The organism is Methanomassiliicoccales archaeon, assembly GCA_013415695.1.
Classification (GTDB): domain Archaea; phylum Thermoplasmatota; class Thermoplasmata; order Methanomassiliicoccales; family JAAEEP01; genus JAAEEP01.
Genome location: JAAEEP010000015.1, coordinates 33,943 through 45,875 on the forward strand (window position 1 = coordinate 33,943; position 11,933 = coordinate 45,875).

Below are 11,933 nucleotides of genomic sequence, written 5' to 3' on the forward strand. Positions count from 1 at the left end.
ATGTTGAAGCAGAAAGTTCTTTAGGCGTCCATTCCTGCCATCCTTGGTGTATATGCCTATACCGAGCTGGTCGGAACTGAGAAGATCGAGAAAGGCTGAGGTGACCATGCTCATCATTTTCACCATCTGGCTTCTACTCATATTGGTCGCCCCCCTATCACTTCCCAGGGGCAGCGTTCAGGACCTCTCGGGTAAAGTGGGGGGGATAGACAGCGGAGAGCAGATCGATTCGATGAACCCTCTTGCTTGGGTCATGTACACGATAGGCGACATGTACTGCCATCAAATCCCTGAAAGGTCGTTGTTCTTGAACGACAATCAAATGCCTTTCTGCTCGAGGGATCTCGGTATATTCATAGGCCTGGTGGCAGGGATGCTTCTTGCTGTCCTTCTTGACATAAGGATATCCATATTACTGTTCCTCCTTACCTTGGTACCAATGGGGATCGATGGATCCCTTCAGTTACTTACCGATTACGAGTCCTCGAATATGCTCAGATTGATGACAGGACTAATCGCGGGGGCGGGAGTCTCTCTCATCATGTCAAGATTGGCTCGACAAGTCCTGGACGTATATGATGAGAATTCTGAATCGGCTCGTTCGTAGAGATGAAAAGGAGGGAGGCAGGCAGGTACTGGAGTCCTGACGCGCTGCCATCCCGAATTTTTAATTTCGGAGCACACTTTTTTGTGCGTACAACGGGAATGGACTTATACGCTACCCGCCTCATTACCAGATTAAGTGCTTCCACGATATAAGGGTATTGAATAGGATATCAAAGTGTGTTTCAATCCGATCTAGAGCACATTAGTTTTATGTGCTAACTCCGTCAAAGAATATTTAAGGCATCTCGATGACTCAGGATTGCTGGCAATGAAAGTATTTATCATAAAAAAGATTATATATTCGCTCTTTCATTTGTGAGAGCGCCGAGAGTGCAAATTGCATCTTTTACTCGATTTTGGAAGGTGTGAAATTATGGTAAGTGAACAAATTAAGAAAGGAACCACCACGATAGGTATTGTCTCAGGAGACTCGGTGGTTCTGGCCACAGAACACAGGGCCACCATGGGTAACGTCATTGCTCACAAGGAAGTTCGTAAAGTTTTCAAGATTGACGATAATCTCGGGCTAACCACTGCTGGATTGGTAGGTGATGCACAGCTCCTGGCTAGATACTTGAAGGCCGAGGTGGAGCTCTACAAGCTAAAGAGGGGCTCTACCATGAGCGTAAAGGCTGCATCCACGTTGCTCTCCAATATTCTTAGAGGAGGAGGAGGCGCAGCTGGGTACTTCTATGTCGGCCTTATAATGGGAGGAGTTGACGCAACAGGTGGTCATGTATATGGCGTCGATGCAGCTGGAGGATCAATCCGTGACAATTATGTGACCGTTGGATCAGGTTCTCTTTTTGCTTACGGGGTCCTAGAGGATCATTACAAGAAGGACATTACCCTCGATGGTAGCATTGATCTCGCAATCCGCTCACTTAGTGCGGCAATGAAGCGTGATGCCGCGTCCGGTGATGGAATAACGGTCGCCGTCATCACTCCGGAGGGTTACAGGGAGCTCGACAACGACGAGCTAAAGTCCAGGATAGACAAGATGGGCTTGGACTATCCGAAGGTAGACTGATCCTCTCCTTACACAAACTCCAAACATTCAATTTCAAACACCAAGTGGGAATAGTTCATGAGCGCAGAGAGAATTCTAGAAGAGGCACGTGACCAGGTAAAACGGATCGTGCCCTCTGAGGTTGATATTACATCAATAGAGTTCGAGGGTCCTGTGGTAGTCATATATACCCAGGATATGGAGAAGTTCGCCTCGAACAACGATATCGTAAGGCAGCTTGCCCAAGGACTTCGAAAGAGAGTGGCGATCAGGCCAGATCCATCAATGCTGGCAGATCCTGAGACCGTTGAAAAGAAGCTTCGGGATATTATTCCCGAGGATGCTCAGATCACCGACATTTATTTCGAGCACGATAATGGAGAAGTCACTATCGAGGCCATCGCACCCGGTCTGGTCATCGGAAAACATGGTTCCGTTCTTAATGAGATCAAGAAGGAAATAGGCTGGGCTCCAAAGGTGGTGAGGGCACCGCCCATCCCATCCAAGACCGTTTCGGAAATCAGGAAATATCTTCGTACGGTCCAGGAAGAAAGGAAGGAGTTCCTGAAGAAGGTCGGAAGGAAGCTGATGCGTCACCGGATAGATGGAGAATCCTGGATAAGGGTGACTGCCCTAGGTGGATATAGAGAAGTCGGAAGGAGCGCAACACTGCTCTCAACCCGTGAAAGCAAGATACTAATAGACTGTGGAGTGGACGTCTCGAGCAATGAGAACGGATCTCCTTATTTCAACGCCCCCGAAATACAGCCATTGGATTCCATAGACTGTGTTGTCATTACTCATGCTCATCTCGATCATTGCGGGCTTCTGCCTGCCCTTTACAAGTACGGATATGATGGTCCGGTATACTGCACACCACCGACACGGGATATGATGTCACTCCTCACCCTGGATTACATCAAAGTATCCTTCGGAGAGGGCAGGAGGAGCCCCTACGAGTCTTCGCACATCAGGGATATGGTTTCCCATTGCATCCCCCTGAAGTACGGGGAGACCACGGACATTACACCGGATATCAGGCTCACTCTTCAGAATGCGGGTCATATTCTTGGATCAGCAGTTTGCCATTTCCATATCGGTGATGGGCTGTACAACATTGCCTTCACCGGGGACATGAAGTTCGAGAGAAGCTGGCTGTTCAATGCCACTGCGAACAAGTTCCCACGGCTGGAGACACTGATCACCGAATCCACCTACGGGGCGCACCACGATATGCAACCCAGTAGGGGAGAAGCCGCTAATCAGCTCAAGAGCATCCTGGAACGCACACTGAGCAAACAGGGCAAGGTGCTGATTCCAGTATTCGCGGTAGGGCGATCCCAGGAGGTCATGCTGGTGATGGAGGAACTCATGCGAACCGGTAAGGTTCCCACGGTCCCCGTGTACCTGGATGGCATGATCTGGGAAGCCACGGCAATACATACGGCGTATCCCGAGTATCTTAACAGCCAGCTTAGGACCCAGATATTCCAGATGGGTCAGAATCCATTCCTGTCCGAGATATTCAACCGGGTTGACAGCTCTGACATGAGAGAGAGGATATCACACGATCCTGAGCCCTGCATCGTGCTGGCGACCAGCGGAATGATGAATGGTGGACCGGTTCTGGAGTATCTCAAAAATTGGGCTGATAATCCTAAGAACTCCCTGATTTTCGTCGGATATCAAGCCGAGGGAACTCTTGGAAGGAACATTCAGAGAGGTTACAGCGAGCTAACGCTCACTGAGAGGGGCAACCCAGTGACCGTGAAGTTCAAGATGAACGTAGATACCTGCGATGGTTTCTCAGGTCACTCAGACAGGAGGCAGCTCATCAACTACTTTGCGTCCCTTGAACCCAGGCCCGAGAGAGTCATCATCGGTCATGGGGAGGAGAGCAAATGCTTGGACCTCGCTTCCGCACTGTATAAGAAGTTCAACGTAGAGACCAGGGCACCCATGAACCTAGAGACCATCAGGCTAAAGTGATCAATCTTCGATCTCTGTCCTGGTACCGCTCTTCCCGAGCAACACGACCCTGCTGTCCGCCTTTTGCTTGAGGATCTCTATTCCTAGGAGAGTCCCCAATCTCCTTGAGAATTCCACTATGTTGGCGTGGGATGGCATGTTGGTCAGGTTCAATCGACTTCTAGAGCCCCCCACGAGCACGAACCCCTTGGGCTCCACGAAAGTGGGCTCCGCTTTCTCGTCGAGTATTGCATATTGTTCTTCCCAGCCTAAGTTCCAACCCTTGACCAGAGTATGCCTTATCACGGTTCTCGCATTAAGGGAAGGCATGATCTCCAGGGTACGGTTGAGCCTCTCCCACCCATCTGGGACAAGGGGAACGCACAGCTTCCTGTAGATGTCCTCGTTCGGCGCAGCCACCGTGACGTACAGTTGCCTCGGTAACGGGTCCAGATTCTCCAGGACCTCGGGTAGGGTTCCGTTTGTCACCAGGAATGTGGTCAGCCCTCTTCTGTGACAGACCTCCAACAGCTCCCCCAATCGAGGATAGAGCGTTGGCTCTCCTGCCAGGGAGATTGCGACGTGCTTGGGCTCATTTGCCTCTTCGAACTTCTCCAATGGGCATCGGGCATCACCCTTGAACCCCGAGACAAGAGTTCGCTGGTGCTCGATCAGGGCATCAAGCATCTCCTCCGGATCGGTCCAATCACCACCTTCTGATTCGAAACCCTGTACCCGCCAGCAGAAAAGGCAACGCTGGTTGCACTTGGTTATCACCGGAGTCATCTGAAGGCATCTATGGGATCTTATGCCGTAGAAGTCTTGTTTGTAGCAGCTTCTCTCGTGAAGAAGTGACTGTCTCATCCAGTGACAGAGTTTGACAGCTGCATGATCGCCGTAGACGCGGTACTGCTGTTTTTCCAATATCTTCTTGAGGCCCTCGTTCATCCTAACACCTAGAACTCGAAGAGGTTTCTCTGGGACCTCACATCGCTTGGCTCGGGCCTTTGCTCCTGAGGTGGAGAAGGTTCATCTATTGGCCTGGTAATCTCGCCCCTCTCGGTGACGTCCTTGACCTTGGCGATCTCGGCTATCAGGTGCTTCACGGTGGGAGAGTCTACCTTCTCCCCCAGCAGGAAGGCCATCTCCTCCTGCTCGAGATCGAGATCGATGGATAATGCAATCCTGAAGTCCCGGTTCTTCTGGAATAGCCAACTCAAGTAGGGAAGGATGTCCTCCCTTGCTCGCGATTTTGAGGTGTGTGCTTTCATACCGATCTTGTCGGAGATGCTGGATTGCACGGCACGCCTGGCCTTGGTACGGGACATCTTAATAAGGTATCCTGGAAAGCGGAACCTTGAGTAGCCTCTGTGAGGCTTGTCCCTCGATGACGCTACTCCAAAACTGAGCATGTCCGAGGCGTAGGACCAGAACCCAAAGTATTGTCTCCTGATGACCCTTCCCAGAAATAGGTCGGCGCGGCAAAGCGCCTCCATTCCTTTCACCAGTTCCTCTGGGTCTTTGTATTCGTAGGGCAGGTTCTCCTCGACCCAGAGTTTCACGCTGTCCAATGTCTCGTCCACGTCCATCATCATGCTTCGGGCCTTTAACGGATCGTTTCCCTTGAATATCTCGGTCATGAGGTCGTACATCGTCTTGGATACGAACCTGTTCTGGAGAGTCGCGGCATCCTTCTCGGAGACCTCCTTCCTGCCCATGGACAAGGACTGCAGGTCCCTGACCGCAGCCCGGAGATCTCCATTTGAATTGTCAGCGATCATATCCAGAGCTCGCTGTGAGATCTTCAGACCTTCATTCTGGACTATGCCACCGAGAACCTTCCCGATGGTGTTGGCCTTGACTTTGGAGAACCGTATCTGTTTGGTCTGGGAAGCGATGGCCGAACTCCTCCGCTTCAGCTCGTAGAAATCGTTAACGATCAGAATCACAGGCTGCTTGGTCTTCTGGATCAGGTCCGAGATTGCTGGTATTCCCCCCCGGTCCTCCCTGCCGAAGATGTTATCCGCCTCGTCCAATATGATGAGCTTTCTATATCCATGATGGCTAGAAAGGAACTCCCCATCGTCAGTGAATGTATCTGCCAAAGCACCTCTGAGGGCAATCCTCTTGATGGCATCTGCGTTTCTCTGATCCGAGGCGTTCATTTCCACCACGCCCCAGCCAAACTCATTCGCAAGGGCAAGTGCGGCGCTGGTCTTGCCCACTCCCGGAGGGCCCATGAGGACAACGGCCTTCTTATCGGGCTTTCCCTCCTCCCATCGCCTGGCCCAGTCTCTGAGATCCTTCACGGCTTTGGGATTGCCATGTACCTCATCAAGAGTGTCAGGTCGATATAGCTCGGTCCAGTCGCTCGCCATCAGCAGTCTCTATCCATTTATGAAATAAATAAGTGACCCTTACCCCCCTGAAAATCGGTTCTTCACATCACATAAATATTATCTTAGACCATCATCAAACATGGATGAGAGGAGGATAGAGTGCGGGGGGCGTAGTTTCCTGATTTCCGGTGTTGAAAAGGAGGACTGGGAGTGGATCAAGGACGGGATAGCGGAGAGCATGATCAAATCCATTCCAGAGAGCTACCAAGCGGATCCAGTCATAGTCAGGGAGAGGGCGATATTGGAGGCCGGTAAGCTTTGGGATAACCCCTCCATCAGGAACGAGCTGCTGATCGCGAAGACCGAGGGAGAAGAAAGGGCCGGTGCCCTATGGATGGTGGCCCTACCCTTCCAATACACCGGGGAGATGAGAGGCTGGGTTCTTCAGATATTTGTCTCTGAACAATTTAGAGGCATTGGATTGGGAAAGGCCTTGATGAAGATAGCAGAGGAATGGACCCTTGAGGAGGGGCTTCATAGGATCGGCTTGAATGTTGGTACGGGAAATAAAGAAGCGATCGCGCTCTACAGGTCATCGGGTTTCCTGATCGAGGGGTACAATATGGGGAAGGCACTTCGGTCAAGAGCTGAATCCAACGAGAAATGATTTCGATATGGGGTGAAGGTCAGTTCTCATCTATGCCTGAAAATCTTATTCGACCTTAGACGGTTCATGACTCAAACTTGGTTCCCGCAAAGGATTCTTTTCATACTCACCTTTTCAAGGTGTGCGGGCTTGTTGTTTGGGCAACATATTTGAAATGGTTATTCTCTAACAAATTGCTAGGAGGAAAAAAATGAGGAGTTCTCAACAAGGCTTGACCACCCTGGCTTTGGTGGTTGTGGTGGCCGTAGTCATCGTTGTGGTTTCCGCCATGGTGTTGATCTTGGTGATTCCTCTCAAGCCCGTTGACGTTCACGAGTACCGGGAAGTACCCTCACAATCTGGTGCGGAGAATATCGATTTGAATCTCGTGGGAAACATAGGGGCGATTGAAGTGACCTTTGATGATCTGGAGGACAAGTTCCTAACCCTTGATGTCTGGGTGAACGGAGCTATTAATATTTTCGACGATCCAGGAGATTATAATCTTTCCTTCGAGTACGTTTTCTCGGGGGACACCTTGGACGTCGATGTCAACCTTGAACCAACCGATTTATTCAAGGGGATCAAGTTCCTGGTCATAAAGGCTGAAGTGGTAATAAGCGACGAGCTCAATGCCGATCTGGACGTCATGACAAACACTGGCAGCGTGAATTTGACCACGAACCCGCACATCAATATCACAAGAATGCAACTCAACACCAATACTGGCTCCGTGGAAGCATATCTCGACACTGGCACGACACTTTGGAATGACATTGAAATGTCTACGAACACCGGTTCCGTCTATCTGCAATGGGAAGACCTCGTTCTTACCCAGGATATTACTGTAACGCTCGTGACAAGTACTGGAAGTACTGATTTCAGAGGACGGCAGACCGTGGCTTTGGGATATGATCTGGAAGTTTCGAGCACCACTCAGACAGGAAGCGTCTCTGCAGATATCGATATCAGTGGGGACATATCCGCTGAGATAGACTGGAGCCTGGGAACGGGAGATACGGAGATCCATCGAGAGATCGGATTTTTGAAAGACGGTAATCACATGGAATCCAACAACTTCCCAGCTGAGGATAACATTTCAATCTCCCTGCATACCTCCACCGGTAACGTTGACATCTGGGCAGAGTGGAATGATTGAAGCCTTCCTGAGGCTTCCAAACACCTTTTTCTTCCTTGCATTACCCTTCTTCTCAAACATACATGTGCTGGATTGACCTTCTGATTAGCTCCCTTGAGGAGATATCAGCCCTTCCTGCGCAGTTCGACGGATCTAGCGTGTTCGTGAAGACCTTCGGCTCTCGCCAGTGTTTCGACCATGTTTCCGATATGGTCCAGACCTTCTTTCGAGATCATCTGAACAGAGGTTCTTCTCAGGAAATGATCGACATCCAGTCCTGATTTTACGCTTGGGTAGCCCGCTGTTGGCAGGATGTGGTTGGTTCCCGATGCATAATCTCCGCACGCAACTGCAGAGTATCTGCCGACAAACACTGCTCCAGCGTTCCTGACCATATCCACGGCGGGCCATGGATCCCTGAGCTGAATGGAGACATGCTCGGGTGCCATCTTATTGCATGCTTCGATAGCTGCCGATACGCTATCAACCACTATGAATCCAGCGTTTTCAAGGACCTTTTCGATTATTTCCCTGCGTGGGGTGGAGTCCAGCCTGGACTCGATGCATTCCCAGACCTGCTCTGGAAGTTTGGGATCGACCGTCACCAAGGCACATGATGCCTTTGGATCGTGTTCAGACTGGGCAAGTATGTCCGCCGCAATGAAATCTGGATATCCCGAATCATCAGCAACAATAACGATCTCGCTGGGACCAGCAGGAAAATCGATATCGACTATATTCTCAAGTATCATCTTGGCCGCAGTGACGTAGATGTTGCCAGGGCCTACCACCTTCTGAACACGGGAAATAGTCTCCGTTCCCAGTGCCATAGCAGCAATGGCCTGCGCTCCACCCAGGCTGTACACTTCTCGTACACCAGCGACGCAAAGGGCTACCAAGGTGATGGGATTAATAGGCGGAGGAGTGCAGCAGCATATCTGAGGAACACCAGCTACCCGCGCAGGCACGGTCGCCATAAGAACAGTGCTTGGGTAGGATGCCCTACCCCCTGGTATGTATGCCCCTACCCTTCCAAGCGGTTCGGTCTTCATCCCGAGGATGATGCCCGGTCCTGCCTCGCCAAACCAGGCTGGGGGAGGCATCTGCATGCGATGGAACCTGCATATTCTGTAATAGGCGTCGTTCAGCGCTTTCACAATCGCAGGATCGACTAGATCGAAGGCACCCTCGAGCTCCTCTTTAGTCACCCTGATTTCATCTAGGTCAACGCCATCAAGCTCCAAGGTTATGTCCTTAAGGGCGGCATCTCCACCAATCCTCACCCGCTCTATGATTTGAGCGACGGATTCATGGACGTTGCTCAGGTCGGTTCTCTTTGAGGTCCTCCAGCCCTCCGGGTCGAGAGACTCCCACATGATTGCACCATTGGCAAATGACTAGATTACCTTTACGGACTTCACTCACTGCTTCATCATCAATACTGGTCTCTGCCTTAGAGACCCTCCAAGCATAGATCCCAGTGTTACAATGGCGGCCGAGAGTACTGTCCAGTTTTCATCAAGGTTTGCTCCAAGCAGGACCCAGGCTGAAACATCTATTATAGCGAGGGTGATCGCGAAATAGATTATTCCAACGACAATCAGAACCAGGGTGGATACTACGGTCATTAAGATTGATTTCAAATCCTCCTTCAACGCCTTACCTCCTGTGTTTTGGTGAACGGGCATCCAGGGTGATTGCAATAATGGTTTGCCTAACTTTTCGGTTATGGGAATGCGATCGCTCAGCTGTTCTCTCTAAACATTATAGCGATATCCTCAGAATACATTGAGAGGCGGTTGAATTCCTCTTTTGTGAGAGAGCGGGAATGGGCGATCTTTTTTCGTATAGGATCCAACTCGTGAAGTTTAGACACAACGCACTTGAACTGCTCTTCGTTCAGGACATCTTGGAAGTACTTGCGGTTCTTACCCTTCTCCAGGATCGTCTTGAGGTCGTTGAAATCGGAGTAATCAATCCAGCGGTAGGATCCGTAAGTATACGAGGAGGATTCCTCCGTGGATCTTCTCAGATTGCACTGCTCCAGGATGTTCTTGGGAACGTAGTTGCCTATATTCTTCTCATTAGGGATCACGACTCGTTCCTGGATGAGGTCCCTTAGGAAATTCTCAAGCTCGTACAGGAATCGGTAGCCCAGGAAGTTGAACTCCGACTCAATGCTTGATTCCACGGCTTCCTCTAGTTCATTCCTCATCTCTTGATTAGACTTGCCGGTTATCTCTTCAAGGGTCCTGTCCTCATCCTTTGATCTTCGAACCAGCTGGTAGTACTCATCCAACGTCCTCGCTGGAGATCTATCGGTTTGAGCGTTTGCACCGATGATGAAGGTAGGACCGATCCTTGCGGGTCTCATCTCGTTCAAAAGGTTCATTGAGGCTATGGGCTCCTCGAGGGACTTGGACAGCTCCTTCGCGAACCGTCTTAGTTTGGAGAACGATTTGGAACCCTCGTTCATATCATTTATGGATTCCTGAAGTTTCTTGGATGATTCCTTGGGATCACTTTTCTTCTTCTCATCCTTCTTGAGTTCCTCGGAGCTCATGTACCTTCCTCTGAAGCAAATCATCAGTTCATTCAATAATCTTTGCGTCCGACACCCAATAAATGGGAATTAGGTAGGTAAGAGCGGATAGTATCTAGGATAATATTGTATTATTCTATACACCAAAGCAATATATAGTACTCTATTGTATATATTGTACATCCTTATTGGGAGGAGTGCAATATGGTTGATAGAATCAAGATTTTCCTTGACGAGGAGGATATTCCCAAGAACTGGTACAACATCCAACCCGACCTTCCCTCTCCGCTGGACCCACCCCTGATGCCCAATGGTGAGGTGGCTGGACCGAAAGACCTGGCTCCATTCTTTCCCATGGAGCTGTTGAAGCAGGAGATGAGCCAGGATAGATGGATCCCCATTCCGGAAGAGGTTTTGGAAGCCTATCGCATATGGAGACCTTCCCCTTTGTACAGAGCCAAAAGGCTGGAAAAGGCCCTGAAGACGCCAGCGAAGATATACTACAAGTGGGAGGGAGTGAGCCCAGCGGGCAGCCACAAGCCCAACACGGCAGTGGCTCAAGCCTACTTCAATATGAAGGAAGGGATCGAGACCCTGACCACAGAAACCGGAGCGGGTCAATGGGGATCGGCCTTGGCCTTTGGCACTTCCCTGTTTGGCCTGGGATGTCGAGTATACATGGTCCGCATCAGCTTCGAGCAGAAGCCCTATCGAAGGAGTTTGATGCAGACCTGGGGAGCCACCTGCGTACCAAGTCCCAGCACCAAGACAAAATTCGGAAGGATGATGTTGGAGAAGTATCCCGATACTCCTGGAAGCCTAGGCATTGCAATTACTGAGGCAATGGAGGATGCATTGACCGACGAGAAGACGAAATACTCGCTTGGAAGCGTTCTCAATCACGTCCTGCTTCATCAGACAATCATTGGATTGGAGGCGAAGAAGCAGTTCGAGATGATCGATGAGTATCCCGACTCCCTCTATGGGTGCGTGGGCGGAGGAAGCAACTTCGCAGGTGCAGCGTTTCCTTTCGCTGCGGACAAGATGAACGGTTCCCGACCGGATGTCAAGATCGTGGCCTGCGAGCCCTCTGCTTGTCCGACATTGACCAAGGGCCCGTACATGTACGATCATGGAGACACTGGCAAGATGACACCCATGATGATGATGTACACCCTTGGACATGACTTCGTCCCACCACCCATACATGCAGGCGGACTCAGGTATCACGGTGACGCCCCCCTTCTCTGCAAATTAGTGCACGAGAATGTCATAGAGGCCGCTTCCTTCCAACAAAAGGAGTGCTTCGAAGCAGCGGTATTATTCGCGAGGCAGGAGGGTTTCGTTGTAGCCCCAGAGACCTCCCATTGCGTAAGGGCAGCCATTGACGAGGCCATTAGGTGCAAGAAGACTGGAGAGGAGAAAGTAATCTTCTTTGCAAACTCCGGACACGGTTTCCTTGATATGTCCTCTTACGATGCATACTTCTCCGGCAAGCTGGTGGATTATGCGTTGCCAGAAGAGGATATAAGGAAGGCAACCTCGAGCATCATACCTCCTGGAGGCGCATGAATAGGTTCTGCACCCATAGTTTTCACCCCTAAACGCCTTCCCCCTCTATCCCTCGAGGGGGGCTTTTCAAGCTCCCCTCAAACCTCTAATCAGTACGAATGAACAGCAATTTT

Annotated in this window: 11 protein-coding genes; 6 read left to right on the plus strand and 5 right to left on the minus strand. The window is 50.5% G+C overall.

Features of this window, described 5'->3' with window-relative positions:
• The first annotated feature begins 46 nt into the window (after positions 1-46).
• From GKC03_08115 to GKC03_08125, 3 genes are all read left to right on the plus strand, one after another.
• The gene (locus tag GKC03_08115) at positions 47-607 is read left to right on the plus strand and encodes a DUF2085 domain-containing protein (protein NYT12492.1); all 561 of its coding nucleotides are present in this window, start codon (positions 47-49) and stop codon (positions 605-607) included.
• 372 nt (positions 608-979) lie between these two features.
• Positions 980-1,636: an archaeal proteasome endopeptidase complex subunit beta gene (psmB, locus tag GKC03_08120; GenBank protein ID NYT12493.1), complete on the plus strand. Its 657-nt coding sequence runs from the start codon at positions 980-982 to the stop codon at positions 1,634-1,636.
• A gap of 57 nt (positions 1,637-1,693) precedes the next feature.
• A complete protein-coding gene (locus tag GKC03_08125) occupies positions 1,694-3,604 on the plus strand; it encodes a beta-CASP ribonuclease aCPSF1 (protein ID NYT12494.1) in 1,911 nt (636 codons plus the stop codon).
• Here GKC03_08125 and GKC03_08130 read toward each other — a convergent pair whose 3' ends face one another.
• Together GKC03_08130 and GKC03_08135 are read right to left on the minus strand one after the other, a co-directional pair.
• Complete coding sequence (locus tag GKC03_08130) at positions 3,605-4,531, minus strand: 4-demethylwyosine synthase TYW1 (protein NYT12495.1); 927 nt, start codon at positions 4,529-4,531, stop codon at positions 3,605-3,607.
• A gap of 8 nt (positions 4,532-4,539) precedes the next feature.
• Positions 4,540-5,961: a replication factor C large subunit gene (locus GKC03_08135; GenBank protein NYT12496.1), complete on the minus strand. Its 1,422-nt coding sequence runs from the start codon at positions 5,959-5,961 to the stop codon at positions 4,540-4,542.
• Between the two features lie 100 nt (positions 5,962-6,061).
• On the opposite strand from GKC03_08135, the gene GKC03_08140 reads away from it, so the two are divergent.
• On the plus strand, positions 6,062-6,589 hold the full coding sequence (locus GKC03_08140) for a GNAT family N-acetyltransferase (GenBank protein NYT12497.1): 528 nt from the start codon (positions 6,062-6,064) through the stop codon (positions 6,587-6,589).
• A gap of 190 nt (positions 6,590-6,779) precedes the next feature.
• The gene (locus tag GKC03_08145) at positions 6,780-7,727 is read left to right on the plus strand and encodes a hypothetical protein (protein NYT12498.1); all 948 of its coding nucleotides are present in this window, start codon (positions 6,780-6,782) and stop codon (positions 7,725-7,727) included.
• A 104-nt stretch (positions 7,728-7,831) separates the two neighbouring features.
• Here the strand turns inward: GKC03_08145 and hisD are convergent, their stop codons facing one another.
• The 3 genes from hisD to GKC03_08160 form a co-directional block, all read right to left on the minus strand.
• Entirely contained in the window at positions 7,832-9,082 is a 1,251-nt protein-coding gene (gene hisD / locus GKC03_08150; protein ID NYT12499.1) for a histidinol dehydrogenase, read from the minus strand.
• Between the two features lie 45 nt (positions 9,083-9,127).
• The gene (locus GKC03_08155; protein NYT12500.1) at positions 9,128-9,361 is read right to left on the minus strand and encodes a hypothetical protein; all 234 of its coding nucleotides are present in this window, start codon (positions 9,359-9,361) and stop codon (positions 9,128-9,130) included.
• An 89-nt stretch (positions 9,362-9,450) separates the two neighbouring features.
• Positions 9,451-10,269 carry a hypothetical protein gene (locus GKC03_08160; protein ID NYT12501.1) on the minus strand — a complete coding sequence of 273 codons (819 nt, stop codon included), beginning with the start codon at positions 10,267-10,269 and terminating at the stop codon, positions 9,451-9,453.
• 183 nt (positions 10,270-10,452) lie between these two features.
• On the opposite strand from GKC03_08160, the gene GKC03_08165 reads away from it, so the two are divergent.
• Positions 10,453-11,820 (plus strand): TrpB-like pyridoxal phosphate-dependent enzyme, encoded by a 1,368-nt coding sequence (locus GKC03_08165; protein NYT12502.1) that lies wholly within the window; start codon positions 10,453-10,455, stop codon positions 11,818-11,820.
• Positions 11,821-11,933 lie beyond the last annotated feature (113 nt).